We start from the raw sequence: 17,732 nt of genomic DNA, 5'->3' as shown, positions 1-17,732 counted from the left end.
CGACCGTACGTCGCGTGAGCCTCCCGCACGCCGCACACGGGGCGGACTTCTCGCGCGATGGCCCGAATGGCGTCTGTCGGTGTGTCAGGGGAGTGACGATCCGGGGGTACGTGCGCCGCCGGGCGCCCGCGCGCCCCTCGGTAGGATCCCCGGCAGGCGCCGACCGCGGGAAGCGGGACAACGAGCGCCGACTCAGCCGGATTTCACCCCCGGTTGCGCCCGGTGCGACAGCGCGGGGAACGGCGACCGGAACACCAAGTGAGTGGAGAGCCAGTCATGCGTGGAGGCAGCATAGCGGTCGTCGGCGGCAGCATAGCGGGGTGCGCCGCGGCCCTGGCGGCGTCGCGCGGCGGAGCCGGGGAGATCACCGTCTTCGAGCGCGCCGATGCCCAACTCCGCGACAGGGGGGTGGGTATCGCCCTCCAGAGCGACCGGTACGACGAGCTGCGGGACGCCGGGTACGTGGCGCCCGAGATGCCCTGGGCGCCGCTGACCCGGCGGGTGTGGACCGTACGCGACGGCGAAGCGCGGCACGGCAGGGCCCTCGGTGAGCAGCCGTTCCCCTTCCGCGCCTACAACTGGGGTTCGCTGTGGAGCGAGTTGCGCCGCCGCGTGCCCGAGGACGTCTCCTACCGCTCCGGCGCCGTGGTGACCGGTCTGGAACCGGACGACGAGGGTGTGACGCTGCGACTCGCCGACGGCCACGCGGAGCACTTCGACGCCGTGATCGGCGCCGACGGGTACCGTTCCGTCGTCCGTGAGGCCATGTTCCCCGGCGCCGGCGCGACGTACGCCGGCTACATCGGCTGGCGCGGTACGTCGCGGGACACCTCAGGTCTCCCCTCGGACGGCCACGACGCGCACAACATCGTCTTCCCCGGCGGCCATTGCATGGCCTACCGCATCCCGGACGGCTCCGGCGGCCACCTGCTCAACTGGGTGCTCTACACCGAGCCCCCGCAGGTCGACGGCCTCCACCCCGACCTCAAGACCCCCACCTCCCTGCCGCCCGGCCGGCTCAACTCGCAGCTCACCGCGCACCTGCGCGACCTCGTCGCCGAGCACTTCCCGCCGTACTGGGCGGAGAAGGTCCTCGGCACGCCCGCCGAGACGACCTTCATCCAGCCCATCTACGACCTGGAGGTGCCGCACTACACCTCGGGGCGGATGGTGCTCGTCGGCGACGCCGCCAGCGTCGCCCGGCCACACATCGGCGCCGGCAGTGTGAAGGCGCTCCAGGACGCCACCGCGCTGGAGGCCGCCCTGGTGGCCGGGGGCAGTTGGAAGGAGGCCCTGGAGAGGTACGACGTGAACCGGGGCGCCGTGGGGTCGGCGATGGTCGCGCTCGCGCGGCGGATGGGCAGCGCGCAGGTGGAGAACACCCCCGACTGGTCCGCCATGGGCCAGCCGGAGTTCGAGGCGTGGTGGCAGGACCAGAACAGCGGCTCCGACCGGCGCAGCGGCTTCGGCGGCCACAGCATGAAGACCAAGTAGCCCTCGGCGCAGGCCGGGTGCGGTGGTCGGTGACGCCGCACCCGGGCCCACATACGGGTGCGGGGCCGGGTCCGGGTGCGCATGCGCACTGCCTGCCGCGCGTGGATCAGCCTGCCTGCGGGGCCAGTTCGAGTGCGGCGTGCAGCTCGGTGGCGTCGGTACGGGCGTCCGCGCCGTCGAGCCGTAGCGTCATCCGTCCCGAGGTCAGCACCGTGATCGTACGGGCGCACTCGACCGCCCGCGCCGGGCTGGGCGACACCAGCAGGACGGCGATGCCCTCGTCCGCCAGCGTGACGACCAGCTCGTGCACCTGCTGGACGAGTGCGGGCGCGAGGCCTTCCGTCGGCTCGTCGAGCAGCAGCACGCTCGGCGAGCCGAGCAGCGCGCGGGCGAGTGCCAGCATCTGCTGTTCGCCGCCGGACAGATCCGCCCCCCGGTTGTCGCGGCGCTCGCCGAGCCGGGGCAGCAGTTCCAGGACGCGCGCGGGGGTCCACACGCTGGGGCGCGTGGTGTCGCCACGGCGCGGCGGACGGTGCGACAGCCGCAGGTGTTCCGCGACGGTGAGCCCGGCGAACACGCGGCGGCCCTGCGGTACGAGACCGATCCCGGCGCGGGCGATCAGGTGCGCGGGCTGCCCCGTCACGTCCCGGCCGTCGAGCCGTACGGTGCCCGCGCTGGGGCGCATCAGCCCCGCGACGGTGTGGACGAGCGTGGTCTTGCCGGCGCCGTTGTGACCGACGACGGCATGGACCGTGCCTGCGGCCACCGACAGGTCGAGACCGTGCAGGACGGTGCCGCCGTGGTAGCCGGCGGTCAGACCGGAGAGTTCGAGCATCGGGGGTCCGTCATCCTCTCTCGTCTGCGGGAGCGGCGGACACATCGGCCTTCGGATCGGTCTGGTAGACGTCGCGCACCTCGGGGTGCGCGAGCGCTTCCTGCGTCGGTGCGGTGACGACCACTCGTCCCGCCGCCAACACCGTCACGGTCGAGGCGAGTTGGGCCACGACCTCGACATGGTGCTCGACCAGGATGATCGCGACGTCTGCCGGCAGCCCGCCGAGGATGCCGAGCAGCCGCCCGATGTCACCGTCCGTCAGCCCCGCGGCCGGCTCGTCCAGGAGCAGCAGGCGCGGCTCGCCCGCCAGCGCCGCGGCGAGGTCGAGCATCCGGCGCTGTCCGTGCGAGAGCGTGGCGGCCGGCTGGTGAGCGATGTCGGCGAGACCGACGGCCTCCAGACGGCGGAGCGCGGACTCGGCGTGCAGCCGCAGCCGGGACGGGCTGCGCCAGGCACCGCGGCGCTTCGGGTGGTGCGGCCAGCCGGCCAGTACGACGTTGTCCAGCACCGTCAACTCGGGTATGACCACGGGCTGCTGGAAGCTGCGGGCGATCCCGAGACGGCTGCGCCGGGCGGTGGACTTGCGCGTGACGTCCGTACCGCCGAGGACGATCGTGCCCTGGTCGGGCTTGTCCGTACCCGCGATGAGATTCAGCAGGGTGGTCTTGCCCGCGCCGTTGGGGCCGATCACGGCGTGCCGGGCGCCGGCCGGAAGCCGCAGGCTGACGTCGTCGACGGCGGTGAGACTGCCGTACCTGCGGGTGAGTCGGGTCAGCTCCAGCACCGGATGCGCCGGTGCGTCGGCCGATACCTCGATCGGTGCGTCGGTCGGTGCGGACGTCATGAGGAGACCTTCCCGGCGAGGGTCGGGGTGGCCGCGTCCTGCGACCCGCCGCGCCTCGATGCGCCGCGCAGACCGGCGAGGCCGCGGGGCAGCAGGTACACGGCGGCGACGAACAGCGCGCCGAGCAGCAGCGGCCCGTGTCCCGGCCATGAACTGGCCACCCAGTCCCGGGTGGCGACGATCAGGCCGGCGCCCAGCAGGGCGCCGATCACGGACGTCGAACCGCCGATGACGACCGCGAGCAGCGCGAAGGCGGCGATCTCGAAGCCCACGTCGGCGGGTGAGAGGTACTGCTGGACGGTGACCATCAGCGAGCCGCCGACGCCCGCGAGCGCGCCCGCGCAGATGTGCGCCACCAGCAGATACCGTCCCACCGGATGCCCGGAGGCGCGCATGCGTGCCTCCGCGCTCCTGGTGCCGGTCAGCAACTTCCCCGCAGGGGACCGCAGTACGAACAGGGTGACGGCCACGGCGACGACGGCGACGACGAGCGCGTAGTTGTAGACCTGGCTCTCGTCGGTCATCCCCTCCCCGCCCCACAGCGCCTGCGTGGACGGGAAGCCGACGAGACCGTCGGCGCCACCGGTGACGGACTTGAACTGGTTGATGACCGCGCTACTCAGCTCGCCGATGGCGAGCGTGATCATCAGTACGGTCGTGCCGCGTGCCCGGATGACGGCTGGCCCGGTCGCCAGGGAGAAGACCGCGGCGGCGAGCGCCGAGAGGACGACCTGGACCGGGCCCATGTTCCACCCGGCGTCGGCGAGGTTCGCCGTGGCGTACGCGCCGACGGCGAACGGCGCGGTCTGGCCCAGCGTGGGCAGCCCCGCGTACCCCGTGAGGATGGTGACACTGACCGCGAGCAGCCCCAGGGCGAGGGCGGACCCGGCCAGCGTGATGCTGTACGCGTCGAGCATCCCCGGCAGCGCGATCAGCAGGACGAGCAGAACGAGCAGCGGAGCGGCCTGCCGCCACGCGCCCCCGCCCGGAAGCCGGTTGAGGGCGGCGAAGGGACCCACGCGCTTGACGGCCGGTCCGGACGGCGCGGGCGGCTCGGCCGGTCCGGACGGCTCGTGCGGCGAGACCGCAGGTACCGAACTCGCCTGTGCGGGAACGACAGTTGACCGACGCGACCGCAGCCGTCCGGCCAACTGCCGCCGGAGCCGCGCCACCGGGTCCGCCGACGGTCCCTCCGGGCCGTGCACGGTCGCCGGTTCCGCGAGGCGGGAGCGGAGTACCAGCACGGCCGCCATCGCGGCGAAGAGCAGGTAGGGCGCGAGGTCGGGAGCGATCGAGACGCCCAGGGTCTGGACCTCGCCCACGGCGATCGCCGCGAGGAGCGTCGCCCACAGCGAGCGCAGCCCGCCGAGGACGACCACCACGAGGGACAGCATCAGCACGTTCTCGGACGTACCGGGCCCGGGGCCGATGATCGGCGCCCCGAGCACACCCGCCGCACCGGCCAGCGCACCCGCCGCCGCGAGGACGCCGGTGTGCACCGCCCGGGGGTTGTGGCCCGTGGCCGCCAGCATCTGCGGGTCGTCGGCGGCGGCGCGTACCGCGGCGCCGACCCGGGTCCTGGTCAGCACCCAGGTACCGAACGCGGCGAGGACCAGCGCCATCACGATGAAGCAGAGCCGGTACGCGGGGTACCGGTGGCCCAGCAGCGTCACCGACGAGTCGAGCGCCTCGGGGACGCGGACGGGGAGCTCGTCCGCCCCGAAGAACTGGATGAGCAGATCACCGCCGATCAGGGCGAGCCCGAACGTCAGCAGTGCTTGCGCGAGATGCCCACGCCGGGCGAGCGGTGCGGTCGCGGCGGAGAGACCCGCCCCGGCCGCGCACGCCGCCGCGGTCCCGGCGGCCAGCCCGAGGGCCAGACCGCCCCAGGTCCCGTCGCTCAGCTCGGCTCCCGTGTACGCGCCGATGGCGTACAGCGTGCCGTGCGACAGGTTCAGCACCCCCGCGGTGCCGAAGGCGAGACTCAGGCCGGCGGCGACGACGAACAGCAGCAGCCCGTAGGCCACTCCGTCCACCGCCGGCATGAGGTGGGCATCGATGGATCCCATGTCAGCCGCCGAGCGTCGCCAGGTCCTGCACCACGACGTTGGCGAGCTGGTCACCGTCGGGCCGTACCTGACGCAGGTACCAGGACTGCACGGGCGAGTGCGCCTTGTCGCCGAACTCCCAGGCGCCGCGCGGGCTGTCGATCTGGCCCAGGCCGCCGATGGCCTTGTTGATGGTCTGCGGCGTGACGTCGCCCTTCTTCGCCGCGTCGGCTATCGCCTTGTCCAGGACGGAAGCGGCGTCGTACGAAGCCATCGCGTACGTGGTGGGCTGCGAGTCGTGCTCGGCCGTCCAGTCGGCGACGAACGTACGGTTGGCCTGGTTGTCCAGGTCCGCCGCGTAGTTCAGGACCGAGTAGATGCCCTTCGCCGCGGGGCCCTGCGCCTGGAGCACGCTGCCCTCGGTGACGAAGGCCGTGTACAGCGGCAGGTCGGCGACGTCGGACTGCGCGTACTGCTTGGCGAAGTCGATCGCGGCCTTACCGGCGTAGAAGCTGTACACCGCCTTGGCGTCGGACTGCGCGATCTTCGCGAAGTACGGCATGAAGTTGGTGGTCTGCGGGAACGGCGTCCAGGCGGTCTTCCCGTCCGGGTTGGCGAGCTTGCCGCCGATGCGCTTGTACTCGTCGGTGAAACCGCGCAGTTCGTCGTAGCCGCCCTGGTAGTCAGGGCCGATCGCGTAGACCGGTCCGTTGACCTTCTCCTTGACGTACGGGGCGATGGCCTTGCCCGGCTCGTCGGACAGGAAGCTCGTCGTCCAGACGTAGCTGAGGTCCTTGATGGGCGGCCGGGCGTTCGACCCCAGGAAGGGGATCTTGGCCTGGTCGACCAGCGGCATCACCGCGGCGACCGAACCACCACTGACGAGACCCGTCAGGACGTCGACCTTGTCCTTCTTCACCAGCTTGGTGGTCGCGGGCACCGCGGTGGGCGGGCCGTCGCCCTCGTCCGCCACGAGCAGTTCGACCTTGCGGCCGCCCAGCTTGTTGTCGTGGGTGTCGAGGTAGAGCTTGAAGCCGGCCTCAAGCTCGGTGCCGACCGGCTTGTACGTGCCGGACAGGGAGGCCACCAGGCCGACCTTCACGGTGTCGTCGTCGCCGGCGGCGCTGTTGCCGCTGCACCCGCTCGCGGCCGCCAGACCGAGGACGAGGACGGTGGCGCCGACCGGCCGGAATCTACGGCGGCGTGAAGGGGATATGTCGAAGAACATGAAAGCTCTCATCAGGTGGAGGGGGCGGGACAGCTCGTACGGATGGTGCGGTCGTACGGTGAAGCGGCTACGGAGGCGGCCCTGCGGTCAGCCGGGCAGCGTGCTCGGGTCGCGGACCTGGGGCGACAGCGAGTCGCCCACCTGGTTGATCAGTTCGGACATCATGTAGCTGACCTCACCGATGTCCGCGTCCCTGGTGGTGGTCACCAGCAGGGAGGCACCGCTGGAGACGGCCATCGAGAACATGTAGCCGCCCTCCATCGCGGTGAGGCTGTGCTCGACGGGATCGGTGTTCGTCAAGTGCGCAGCGGCGGACAGCAGGTTGACCACACCTGAGGAGATGGCGGCCAGCCGGTCGGCGTCGTCCTGGCTCACCCCGGTGTAGGCCAGGGCCAGTCCGTCCACGGACACGGCGATGGCCGAGGAGATCTCCGGGATGCGTCCGGCGAAGCCGCTCAGTATCCAGCTGAGGTCGGTGGGTGAGGTCATTTCTTGCTCCGTTCGGTGTCGGCGTCGCTGGCGGAGCGCCCGCGGTTCGTACTCCTGCTGATCCCCTGGGTGTATGCCGCCAGGACATCAGAGACCTGCCGGGAGTCCCGGCGGCGGGGTGACGGCCTCGGTGTGGCGGCTGCCGAACGCGGTTCGGCACTGTCCTTGTTGCCCAAGGTGGGCCATTGCTGCGGGGTGTTGCGCTGCCGCAGCGGCAGTCCCGAGGAGCTGACGCCGGCGACACGCGAGACCGGTTCGTCGCGCACCGGGTCGCGCACGGGGCGCGCGGCGGGCGGGGGGCCCTGGCGGACTCCGCCCTGGTACCCGCCGGACGCCTGGCCGCCGGCCCCTTGGCCGGGCGGACGGCCGCCCACGGGCGTACCACCGGCGCCGGCTCCGACCCCGGCCCCGACGGGGGCGCCGGGCCGTTCGGGCGTACGCAGGGGACCGTTCGGCCGCTCGGGCATACCGGCGGACGAGCCGTTCCGGTTGTTCGGGTCGTTCGGATTGTTCCGGCCGGGCCGGTTGTTCGGGTTGTTCTGGTCGTTCGGATTGTTCTGGTCGGGCCAACCGCCGCCTCCGGCGGGCTGCCTGCGGCCGTTCTGGCCCGGCGCCGCGATGGGCCGGGGCGCCTCGTAGCGCACCTGGTTGCCGCGGTCGTCCTGGTCACGGTCCTCGCCGAACATGCCCTGCGGCGCGGACGGCGCCGTCTGCGGCAGCGTGGCCAGCACGTTGGACGGCAGGGTGACTTCGGCGATCGTGCCGGGGCCGGACGAGTCGCGCAGTTCGACGACGATGCCGTGCCGCGCGGCGAGCCGCGACACCACGTGCAGGCCCATGGACCGTACGTCGCCGATGCCCGCCTGCGGCGCGCGCAGCGCGGCGTTGTGCACGGCGCGGCGCTCGGCCTTGATGCCGACGCCCTCGTCCACGATCTGTACGACGGCCCGGTCGGACAGCCGCCAGACGGCGACCCCGACCTGCTTGTCGGGCGGCGAGAACCGCGTGGCGTTGTCGAGGAGTTCGGCCAGGATGTGCGCCACGTCGTGCACGGCGCGGGCGGCGATGCCGATCCCCGCCTCGATGACGCCGAGCGACACCCGGTCGAAGCGCTCGATCTGCTGCGCGGCGGCCACGACGACGGTGGAGCACTCGATGTCGCTCGCGCGCACCCGGGCGTTCCCGTAACCGCCCAGCACCAGCAGGTTGTTGGTGTTGCGCTCCATGCGGATGGCGAGGTGGTCGAGGGCGAAGAGCGTCTTCATACGCTCGGGGTCGGCCTCGTCACGCTGCACCGCGTCCAGCTCGGACACCATAACGGTGGTCAACTGCGCGCCCCTTCGGGCGACACGGACCAGCGTCTCGGCGAACTGCTCGTGGATGTGGGCCTGTTGCGCGGCCAGCCGGACGGCTTCGTGGTGGACGGCGTTGAACGCCTCGCCGACCTCGCCGATCTCGTCGTCACCCGTGGTCTTGACCGGGTTGCCGGTCCGCGCGGCCATCTCCTCGGGCGATGCGGATCTCAGCGCGCCGGGCTGGGACAGCTCCGTCATCACGGCGGGCAGCCCGGTATGGGCGACCTCGTGGGCGGCGTTACGCAGGTCACGCAGCCGGCGGATCATGACGCGGCCCAGCCGGATGGCGACGAAGACGGCGCCGAACAGGGTCAGCAGCACCAGGGCGGCTTCGGCCCCCGCCGTCCACAGGAGCGTGGAGCGCTCCTCCTTGACCGTCGCGTAGACGGCCGCGTCGATCTGCTTCTCCACGTCGCCCAGCAGGGACAGCCGGTCGGTGGACGCCTTCTGCCAGGCCTTCGGCGTGACGTCGATGTCCTGGCTCGTGCCCGTACGGCCGATCTTGTCCTCGAGTCGCCGGGCCTCCAGCGCCTTCGGACCGGACAGCGTGCGCTCCAGCCAGGTCCGCCACTCGGCGGGGCCGAGGTCGTAGAGGACGCCGATCGACTCGGTGTAGCCCAGCTGACCGCCCTCGAACGTCCGCTGCGAGGCGGTCGTGAAGCCGCCGGCGGACTGCGCCCGCATGACCGTGACCTGGTCCTGGGCCCGGTACTCGGCCGCCTTGGACAGGGCGGCAGCGGCCCGGATCTGGTCCGCGATGTCGGCGTCGACGCCGTCGGCCTGCGCGATGCCGTCGCGGTAGTTGTTCAGGTCGGCGATCACGATGCGGTAGCCGAAGGCGAGCGCGGAGATGGTGCTGGTGCCGGAGCGCACCTGGGCCCGCAGGGCGGGCATCTCGTCGATGAAGCGCTGGATACGGTCCAGGGCCCCCTGCGCGCTGCCCGGCACCTCGGTCAGCTTCCGGGCGTCCTTACGGAAGTCGGCGACGCTCTTGTCGGTCTTGGTGGTACTTACTCGAAACTCATCCAAATCTCCCTGCTTGGAGACAAGCGCGGTGGCTGCGACCCGCTCGCTCTGAAGCTGACGGGTCAACTCTCCCGCGCTGGCCGCGACATCGACCATCGCGGTCAGCCGGTTGGCCTGGACCGCCTGGTCGGTCGCCGGCGCGAGTGCCAGCACCGAGAAGGTGACCGCCACGGTGAGAGGCGCGGTGACCAGCAGGACGAGACGACGATTGATTTTCACTGGGCGGCTCCGTTGCCGGAACCACTGCCGAGTATCGGTGTCAACGCAGATACCTGTTAACGGGTCGTGGGGTGTCGCTGAGGTCTCCGGTCATGGTGCTCACGGTGCGGATGAGGCCCCAGTGGCGCGGCTTGATCTTAAGCCGTAGCACGTAACCACAGACGCGTCACAGGCGAAAAATGTCCGGTCACACCAGAACAAAGTCGATCCAACACGGTCACCGGCGCGACGGCAACAACCCGGCCCGGGACGCGGCCAATTAGCCGAAACAGTCCACCAAACCCCCTTTGACCAGGGGTCGGACACTTCGCGACGCCACCACAGAGGCCCGACCGAACGCTCACGAACCGCTCCGGCGCGGCGACTTGACTGCCCGTCCACGTCTGTCGGGTCGTTGCAGAATGGTTAGATTCGCTAGCGCAACGTGTCCTCTCATACCTCCAATTTCAGTCACACCGGAACAAGAGAACTTCCCCTCCCCCACCGCGTGCGGGACCCTGCGACAGAGGCAGCGACCGACCCTGTCGGACCACGGGAGAGGACCGAGGATGGCGAACTCCGGCGCGGGGCAGCAGCGGTGGCACTTCTCCCCCGGCACCCGCGCGATCTCGGCACCGTCCGCGGCGGACGGCGGCGTATACGTCAGCAGCGGATCCGACGTGTACGCGGTGGACGCGGCCACCGGCGAGCAACGCTGGAGCTTCACCTCGGGCAGTGACCGGACCGGGACGACCCACCCGACGGTGGCCGACAGCACGGTGTACTTCGGCACCGACCACGGGGACGGCCGGGTGTACGCCCTGGACGCGGCGACAGGACACCCGCGCTGGAAGACCACCACCGGCGCCCCCATGAGGTCAACACCCCTGATGGCCGACGGCACGCTCTACGTGGGCGGCGAAAAGGGCCTGCACGCCCTCGACGCCACCACCGGCCACCAGCGCTGGGAGTTCACCCCCTGCCAGGTATCCCCGCGCCCGGCAGCGGCCGACGGCGTGCTGTACGTCCACGCAGGCCAGCGCGCCGGCGGCGGCCTCTACGCCCTGGACGCCGCCACCGGCCGGCAGCACTGGCGGTTCACCACAGGCCGCGAATGGGGCGAAGGCTCAGGCCCGGCGGTAGCGGACGGAACCGTCTACGTCGGCAGCGGAAGCAGCCTGTACGCGGTGGACGCCCACACCGGCCACCAGAAATGGGAGTTCCGCACGAGCCACTACGTCACCGCGTCCCCGGTGGTCACGAACGGCCTCGTCTACTGCGGAAGCTGGGACAACCACCTGTACGCGGTGGAAGCCGCCACCGGAGAACCCCGCTGGAAGTTCCCCACAGACGGCGCGGTGGCATCCCCCGCAGTCGTCTCCGACGGCCTGGTCCACTTCGGCAGCTGGGACTTCACCCTCTACGCGGTCGACGCAGCCACCGGCGACCTGCACTGGAAGTTCCCCGCCACCGACTGGGTGAACGCCCCGGCGACCATGGACGGCCTGACCTACCTGGCCACCCGAAACGGCCACCTCTACGCCGTACAGTAGAAAAACCCCAAGCAAAAGCCCCAGGTCACGGCGAGTGAGTCCTGGGGCTTCCACAGAGCCGCCTTCGGGATTCGAACCCGAGACCTACGCATTACGAGTGCGTTGCTCTGGCCAACTGAGCTAAGGCGGCATGCCGTCTGCACCATGGTGCGATCAGCAGCGACGCCAAGTCTACACAGTTTCGAGGGGTGGTCCGTACACGTCCATCTTGGGGGCCTTTGGGCAGGTCAGGAGCACTTTTTGTGCGCTGCCGGGGGTGTGCCCTCCAGGAGGTAGGTGTTGATCGCCGTGTCGATGCAGTCGCTGCCGCGGCCGTAGGCCGTGTGGCCGTCGCCGTTGTAGGTGAGGAGGGTGCCGGAGGAGAGCTGGGCGGCGAGGGACTGGGCCCATTTGTAGGGGGTCGCCGGGTCGCGGGTGGTGCCGACCACGACGATCGGGGCCGCGCCGTCGGCTGTGATGCGGTGCGGGGTGCCGGTGGCCTTGGTGGGCCAGTAGGCGCAGTTCAGGGAGGCCCAGGCGAAGCCTTCGCCGAAGACCGGGGACGCCTTCTCGAACGACGGGATCGCGGCCTCGACGTCCTTGGGGGTGGCGAAGGCCGGCGGCAGGTCGAGGCAGTTCACGGCGGAGTTGGCGAACATCAGGTTCGCGTAACTGCCGTTGCTCTGGCGCTCGTAGTACGAGTCGGCCATGGCGAGGAGCGCGGCTCCGTCGCCGGACATCGCGCTGGTGAGCGCGTCGCGCAGCTGCGGCCAGGCCGACTCGTCGTACATGGCCTCGATCACCCCCGTGGTGGCGAGGGACTCCCCCAGCTTGCGGCTCTGGCCGGTCGGGATCGGCTTGGCGTCCAGGGTGTGGAAGAACGACTTCATCCGCGTCGAGGCGTCGGCCGCGGACTTCGTGCCCAGGGGGCAGTCGCTCTTCTTGACGCAGTCGTCGGCGAAGGACGTGAAGGCCGTCTCGAAGCCCGCGGTCTGGTCGCGGTTGAGTTCGCGGGCCGGGAGGGACGGGTCCATCGCGCCGTCGAGGACAAGCCGGCCGGTGTTCTTGGGGAACAGGCCCGCGTACGTCGCGCCGAGGAAGGTGCCGTACGAGGCGCCGACGTAGGAGAGCTTCTTGTCGCCCAGCGTCTGCCGGAAGATGTCCATGTCACGGGCGGCGTCGACGGTGGAGACGTGCGGGAGGATCTTGGCCGACCGCTTCTCGCAGCCCTGGGCGAACTTCTTGAAGGCCGCCGACAGCGCCGTGGTCTCGGCCTGGTCGTCGGGGGTCTGGTCGACCTGGGTGTAGGCGTCCATCTCCTTGCCGGTGAGGCATTCGACGGGAGCGCTGCGGGCGACGCCGCGCGGGTCGACGGCCGCCATGTCGTACCGGGCGCGGATCTGGGCCGGGTAGCCGATGCCCGCGTACCCCGTGAGGTAGTCGATGGCCGAGCCGCCGGGGCCACCCGGGTTGACGAGGAGGGAGCCGAGGCGTTTGCCGGGGCCCGTCGCCTTCTTGCGGGCCACCTTCAGGTCGATCTCGGCGCCGGACGGCTTCGCGTAGTCGAGCGGGGCCTTCAGCGTGGCGCACTGGAAACCCGAGGGGCCGCACGAGCGCCAGTCGAGCTTCTGGTCGTAGTACTTCTTCAGGGCCGCCTGGTCCACGGGGCCCGCCCCGCCCTCCGGTGCCGCGCTGCCGGCCGACGCCGTGCCCGAAGCGGCGCCGGACGCCGTGTCGGAGGCCGACGCCTTCGGCGAGGAACTGCCCGAGCTGCAGCCGGAGATGAGCAGGCCGACCGCGACGACGGCCGTGGCGGAGGAACGGAACAGGCGCCTGGTGTCCATCAGCGGAGCCTAACCGCCCCGGCCGGTCCGCCGCCCGCCGGAACTCCTCGTACGGGTGAGCGGGACGGCGCAAGCATCTGGCACGCGGTCAGCCCGCGCGCAGGGACACCGCCATCGACTCCACCGCCAGCAGAGGTGCCACATTGCGGTCCAGCGCCTGGCGACAGGCGACGACCGCCTCTATCCGGCGCAGCGTGCGCTCGGGGGTGGAGTCGCGGGCGACCCGGTCCAGCGCGTCCCGTACGTCCTCGTTTGCGAGCTGGACCTTCGAGCCGACCTGGATGGCCAGCACGTCCCGGTAGAAGCCCGTGAGGTCGGTGAGGGCGAGATCGAGGCTGTCGCGCTGCGTACGGGTCGAACGGCGCTTCTGACGGTCGGCCAGCTCCTTCATCGCGCCGGCCGTGCCGCGCGGCATCCGGCCGCCCGCCGACGCGCCGAGGGCCGCCTTCATGTCCTCGGTCTCCTTGACGTCGACGTCCTCGGCGACCTGCTTCGCGTCTTCCGTCGCCGCGTCGATCAGCTCCTGTGCCGCCCGGAGGCAGCCGCCGATGTCCGCGACCCGCAGCGGGAGTTTCAGTACTGTGGCGCGCCGGGCGCGGGCCCGCTCGTCGGTGGCGAGGCGGCGGGCCCTGCCGATATGGCCCTGGGTGGCGCGCGCCGCCGCATGGGCGGCGTCGGGCTCGATGCCGTCCCGTCTGATCAGGACGTCGGCGACAGCGTCGACCGGCGGGGTACGCAGGACGAGATGGCGGCAGCGGGAGCGGATCGTCGGCAGCACGTCCTCCAGGGAGGGCGCGCAGAGCAGCCAGACCGTGCGGGGCGCGGGCTCCTCGACGCCTTTCAGCAGGACGTTGCCCGCGCCTTCGGTGAGGCGGTCGGCGTCCTCCAGGATGTTGACCTGCCAGCGCCCTCCCGCGGGGGAGAGCCCGGCGCGGCGGATCAGCTCGCGGGTCTCCTTCACGCCGATGGACAGCAGGTCCGTGCGGATGATGTCGACGTCCGCATGCGTGCCGATCAGGCTCGTATGACAGCCGTCGCAGAATCCGCAGCCCGGCTCGCCGCCGAGCGCACGGTCCGGGCTCGTGCACTGGAGGGCGGCGGCGAAGGCACGGGCGGCGGTGGAGCGCCCCGACCCCGGCGGGCCCGTGAACAGCCAGGCGTGCGTCATCTTGGACGCCTCGGGCGGTGCGGTGCCCTGGGCCTCCGCCGTCACCCTGGCGTCGGCGTCACGGGCGGCGGCGGCGAGCGTGTCCCGGACCCGGTCCTGTCCGACCAGGTCGTCCCAAACGGTCATCCGCCGTCACCGCCTCCGCGCGTCATGTCCTTGCTGGATTCGTTGCTGGATCCATTGTGCGGGCGGGGTCTGACAATCAGCGGCGGCGGCCACGCCGTCCCCCGGTGTCCTCCTCGTCGTCGTGCGGGCCCAGCAGCTCGTCGGCCAGGGTCGGGAGGTCGTCCAGGGGAGTCTCCTCCGCCCAGTCGGAGCGGCGGCGGGGCGACGGCTGGGCCGCCTGCGCCGACTGCGCCGGATCGATCTGCGGCAGCTCCCTGGTCCGGTCGTTGCCGCCGTCCGCGGGCTCGGCCGCGCCGTGCTGCGCGGCACCCTGCTGCGCCGCGTCGTCGCGGAAAAAGCCGTGCGGAACCCGGTCCGCCGGGTCGGTGTCCCGCCCGGCAGCGGAAGCCGCGGCAGGGCCAGACGTAGGAGCGGCGGCCGACGACGGTACGGGCGGCAGCTTGGCCGTCTCGTCCACCGACCTGTCGGACGCCGACCGGTCGGACGCCGACCCCGACCCAGACCCCGACCCGCCGGGCTTGCGGCCCGGCTCAGGACTGCCCTGCGCGCCGCTCTCCGGCGCGTCCGTGATCTGCGGCATCACCGTCGTCTCGGCGTCGTCCGGCCGCGTCGCGTCGGGCCGTACCGCCGGGACCTCCTGCGTCACATCGTCCGGAGCGACACTCCGCTCACCGGCGCCCGGCTTGCCGGCATCCCGCTCACCGGCGGCCGGCTTGTCCTTGCTCCGCTCGTCCGCCGCCCGCTTCTCAGCCGCTGCCTGCCTCTCGGCCGCTGCCGCAGCCGCAGCGGCGGCCGACTCCTCGGCGAGCCGCCGTGCCTCCTCGGCACGCAGCAGCGCCTGCTCCGCCCTGCGCTGCTTCTCCAGCCGGCGCTCCTCGGCCTCGGCGCGCAGCTTGGCCTCTTCCTCGGCCTGCTTCCTGAGCCGCGCCTGCTCCGCCTCGTACGCCTGCTCCTCGGCCTCCCGGCGCCTGCGGTCCTCCTCGGCCTGCTGACGGGCTTCCTCCGCCCGCTGCCTGGCCTCCTCCGCCTGCCGTTCGGCCTCGCGCTGCCGCGCCTCCTCCAGCTCGCGGCGCTTACGCTCCTCCTCCTCGGCGCGGAGCTTGGCGAGCTGCGCCTGCCGCTCGCGCTCCAGCCGCTCCTCCTCCGCCTTGCGCGCCGCCTCTTCCTCGGCGCGCCTGCGGGCCTCCTCGATCGCGGCCTTCCGCGCGTCCTCCTGGGCCTGGATCTCGGCTTCGGACAGCGGCAGCATCTGGTCGAGGCGGTGCCGTACGACGGTGGAGACAGCGCCCGGCTCCTGGGCGCCGTCCACCACGAGATAGCGGCCGGGGTCGGCGGCGGCCAGGGTCAGGAAGCCGGTCCGCACCCGCTGGTGGAACTCGGCGGGCTCGGACTCCAGCCGGTCAGGCGCTTCGGTGAAGCGCTCGCGCGCCGCCTCGGGCGAGACGTCGAGCAGCACCGTCAGGTTCGGTACGAGTCCCGCCGTGGCCCAGCGCGAGATCCGGGCGATCTCGATCGGTGACAGGTCCCGGCCCGCGCCCTGGTAGGCCACGGACGAGTCGATGTACCGGTCGGAGATGACGATCGCGCCGCGCTCCAGGGCGGGGCGTACGACCGAGTCGACGTGCTCGGCGCGGTCCGCCGCGTACAGCAAAGCCTCCGCGCGGTTCGAAAGACCCGCGCTCGACACGTCGAGCAGGATCGTGCGCAGCCGCTTGCCGACCGGGGTCGCGCCGGGCTCGCGCGTGACGACCACTTCGTGGCCCTTCGCGCGGATCCATTCGGCGACGGCCTCGACCTGCGTCGACTTGCCGGCCCCGTCCCCGCCCTCTATCGCGAGGAAGAAGCCGGTCGCCGCGGGTGCCTGCACCGGGTCGGCGCCGCCGCGCAGCGCGTCCCGCAGGTCGTGGCGCAGCGGCACGCCGGAGCGGTCGTCCGTCTTGGCGAGGACGACGGCGGCGACGGGCAGCAGCAGCGCGCCGACCAGCATCAGGGTGAAGGCGGCTCCGCCGTGGGCGAAGACGAAGTCACCGTTGGCGAGGCGGTGCGGGCCGATCGCGGCGGCGACCAGCGGGGCGATGACGACGCCCAGGCCCACGAAGACCCGGACGACGGCGTGCAGATGGTCGGTGACCCGGCCACGCCGGTGGTCCTCGCTCTGCAGATCGATGAGCGTGTGGCCGGTGTTGGCGGCGACGCCCGCCGCGTAACCGGCGAGCAGCGCGAGGAACAGCACCGTGGCCGTGTCGGCCACGAGGCCCATGACGAGCAGGGCGATGCCGGTGACCGCGATGGCCAGCACGAGCAGCCGGTTGCGGGACAGCTTGGGCAGCACCTTGGCCGCCGACCGGATGCCCAGGCCCGTACCGCCCGTGAGGGCGAGGACGAGCAGGGCGAAGGCGACGGGGCCGCCGCCCAGGTCCTTGGCGTGCAGTACGGATACGGCGACGGCGGAGGCGATGGCCGCGGCGATGGCCGAGCAGGCCAGCACGAGCAACGGCACGGCGCCCGTACGGCCCTTGTCGAGTCCGTCGCGCTCACCGCCGGGCCCGCCGACGGGCCGGCGCAGCCCTTCGAGCGGCGAGTGCGGACGGGGCGTCCGGCCGCCGGGCAGTTCCAGGAAGTACAGGGTGGAGACGGACGCGGCGAACAGCCCGGCCGCCACGTACGAGGCGAGGGCCGCCTGGTGCAGCGAGAACCAGCCGATGCCCGTGCCCAGCAGATTACTGATCAGCGCGGCGACGAGCAGGACCGCGGCCGCGGCCGGTACGGCCAGGAAGGTCGTCCGCAGCGACAGCCGGCGCAGCGCGTCGAGGTGGTCGGGCAGCGGCCGTACGGCAGCGCCCTCCAGCGGCGGGGCCGGGAGCAGGGCGGGCGCCGCGCTCTCCTTCGCGACCGTCCAGAAACGCTCGGCGACACCGGCCACGAAGACCGTGCTGAGCAGGATCGGCAGGGCGCGGTCAGGCGTCCATGTGATCCACAGCGGCGCGACGATGAGCAGCGCGACCCGCAGCACGTCCGCGACGATCATCGTCCAGCGGCGGTCGAACGGACCGCCCTCCCGCGCCGGTTTGACCGGTTTGGGAGCCTTGGCCGGCTCGGCGTCGAGGGTGGGCACCGTGGCACCGGACGGCGCTGTCGCGCCGACGGGTGTGGCACCGGGATCGGTCGTGTCGGGGACGGTCTTCCTGGGTCGGGTGCCCGGGGTCAGCAACGTGGTGATCGGGCCCAGGAGAAGGGCCCCGAACAACAGCGTGGCAAGGATCCGGGCACCGAACACCGCGGCGACCGCGAAGGCCACCCCTCGGTATCCGGCACCGAACGAGCCCTCGGAGACCGCCGCTTGCAACGACAGCAGCAGAAGCACGAACACGGCGAGTACGTCGCCGATCCCGCCGACGAGCTGAGCGCCCCACAGCCGCCGGAGCGGAGGGAGGCGCAACAAAGATCGTACGGCGCGCTCTCGTGAGTCTGCGGCAAGTGCGTCGGAGTCGGAGGTGGGGCTCACGACCGTTGGCTGCTCGGCTCGCGTCATTCGCCCAGCCTAT

At 71.9% G+C, this 17,732-nt stretch carries 11 protein-coding genes and 1 tRNA gene; 2 read left to right on the top strand and 10 right to left on the bottom strand.

The genetic code is table 11. The features are described 5' to 3' along the window. Positions 1-276: 276 nt before the first annotated feature. A complete protein-coding gene (locus OHS57_RS21460; protein ID WP_328583052.1) occupies positions 277-1,494 on the top strand; it encodes an FAD-dependent monooxygenase in 1,218 nt (405 codons plus the stop codon). 106 nt (positions 1,495-1,600) lie between these two features. On the opposite strand, the gene OHS57_RS21455 is transcribed toward OHS57_RS21460, so the two are convergent. The 6 genes from OHS57_RS21455 to OHS57_RS21430 form a co-directional block, all read right to left on the bottom strand. Further along, on the bottom strand, positions 1,601-2,329 hold the full coding sequence (locus tag OHS57_RS21455) for an ABC transporter ATP-binding protein (protein WP_041986486.1): 729 nt from the start codon (positions 2,327-2,329) through the stop codon (positions 1,601-1,603). 10 nt (positions 2,330-2,339) lie between these two features. Then, positions 2,340-3,173 carry an ABC transporter ATP-binding protein gene (locus OHS57_RS21450; protein WP_328583051.1) on the bottom strand — a complete coding sequence of 278 codons (834 nt, stop codon included), beginning with the start codon at positions 3,171-3,173 and terminating at the stop codon, positions 2,340-2,342. Next, positions 3,170-5,242 carry an ABC transporter permease gene (locus OHS57_RS21445; RefSeq protein WP_328583050.1) on the bottom strand — a complete coding sequence of 691 codons (2,073 nt, stop codon included), beginning with the start codon at positions 5,240-5,242 and terminating at the stop codon, positions 3,170-3,172. The genes OHS57_RS21450 and OHS57_RS21445 overlap by 4 nt, the downstream gene beginning before the upstream one ends. A 1-nt stretch (position 5,243) precedes the next feature. Further along, positions 5,244-6,449, bottom strand: a complete 1,206-nt coding sequence (locus OHS57_RS21440) for an ABC transporter substrate-binding protein (protein WP_328585124.1) — start codon at positions 6,447-6,449, stop codon at positions 5,244-5,246. Positions 6,450-6,536: 87 nt separating this feature from the next. Then, a complete protein-coding gene (locus tag OHS57_RS21435) occupies positions 6,537-6,938 on the bottom strand; it encodes a roadblock/LC7 domain-containing protein (RefSeq protein ID WP_041986505.1) in 402 nt (133 codons plus the stop codon). Then, entirely contained in the window at positions 6,935-9,538 is a 2,604-nt protein-coding gene (locus OHS57_RS21430; RefSeq protein ID WP_328583049.1) for a sensor histidine kinase, read from the bottom strand. Before OHS57_RS21430 ends, OHS57_RS21435 begins: the two co-directional genes overlap by 4 nt. Positions 9,539-10,086: 548 nt before the next feature. On the opposite strand from OHS57_RS21430, the gene OHS57_RS21425 reads away from it, so the two are divergent. Next, positions 10,087-11,070, top strand: a complete 984-nt coding sequence (locus OHS57_RS21425; RefSeq protein ID WP_328583048.1) for a PQQ-binding-like beta-propeller repeat protein — start codon at positions 10,087-10,089, stop codon at positions 11,068-11,070. A gap of 56 nt (positions 11,071-11,126) precedes the next feature. Here the strand turns inward: OHS57_RS21425 and OHS57_RS21420 are convergent. From OHS57_RS21420 to tmk, 4 genes are all read right to left on the bottom strand, one after another. Further along, positions 11,127-11,200 (bottom strand) — tRNA-Thr (locus OHS57_RS21420). Positions 11,201-11,297: 97 nt separating this feature from the next. Further along, positions 11,298-12,893, bottom strand: coding sequence for an alpha/beta hydrolase (locus OHS57_RS21415; protein ID WP_328583047.1), 1,596 nt, complete (start codon positions 12,891-12,893; stop codon positions 11,298-11,300). A gap of 88 nt (positions 12,894-12,981) precedes the next feature. Next, entirely contained in the window at positions 12,982-14,187 is a 1,206-nt protein-coding gene (locus tag OHS57_RS21410; RefSeq protein WP_041986536.1) for a DNA polymerase III subunit delta', read from the bottom strand. 76 nt (positions 14,188-14,263) lie between these two features. After that, on the bottom strand, positions 14,264-17,719 hold the full coding sequence (tmk, locus tag OHS57_RS21405; RefSeq protein WP_328583046.1) for a dTMP kinase: 3,456 nt from the start codon (positions 17,717-17,719) through the stop codon (positions 14,264-14,266). Between the last annotated feature and the right edge of the window lie 13 nt (positions 17,720-17,732).

It is taken from the genome of Streptomyces sp. NBC_00370 (assembly GCF_036084755.1).
In the GTDB taxonomy this organism is placed as follows: Bacteria; Actinomycetota; Actinomycetes; order Streptomycetales; family Streptomycetaceae; genus Streptomyces.
The sequence above is the reverse complement of the archived record's forward strand: the minus strand, read 5'-3'. Positions and strand labels throughout refer to the sequence as shown.

Excerpts from the sequence above, each read along its gene's own strand:
- OHS57_RS21460 (WP_328583052.1), top strand. The coding sequence starts at position 277 with ATGCGTGGAGGCAGCATAGCGGTCGTCGGCGGCAGCATAGCGGGGTGC.
- OHS57_RS21455 (WP_041986486.1), bottom strand. The coding sequence starts at position 2,329 with ATGCTCGAACTCTCCGGTCTGACCGCCGGCTACCACGGCGGCACCGTC.
- OHS57_RS21450 (WP_328583051.1), bottom strand. The coding sequence starts at position 3,173 with ATGACGTCCGCACCGACCGACGCACCGATCGAGGTATCGGCCGACGCA.
- OHS57_RS21445 (WP_328583050.1), bottom strand. The coding sequence starts at position 5,242 with ATGGGATCCATCGATGCCCACCTCATGCCGGCGGTGGACGGAGTGGCC.
- OHS57_RS21440 (WP_328585124.1), bottom strand. The coding sequence starts at position 6,449 with ATGTTCTTCGACATATCCCCTTCACGCCGCCGTAGATTCCGGCCGGTC.
- OHS57_RS21435 (WP_041986505.1), bottom strand. The coding sequence starts at position 6,938 with ATGACCTCACCCACCGACCTCAGCTGGATACTGAGCGGCTTCGCCGGA.
- OHS57_RS21425 (WP_328583048.1), top strand. The coding sequence starts at position 10,087 with ATGGCGAACTCCGGCGCGGGGCAGCAGCGGTGGCACTTCTCCCCCGGC.
- OHS57_RS21415 (WP_328583047.1), bottom strand. The coding sequence starts at position 12,893 with ATGGACACCAGGCGCCTGTTCCGTTCCTCCGCCACGGCCGTCGTCGCG.
- OHS57_RS21410 (WP_041986536.1), bottom strand. The coding sequence starts at position 14,187 with ATGACCGTTTGGGACGACCTGGTCGGACAGGACCGGGTCCGGGACACG.
- tmk (WP_328583046.1), bottom strand. The coding sequence starts at position 17,719 with ATGACGCGAGCCGAGCAGCCAACGGTCGTGAGCCCCACCTCCGACTCC.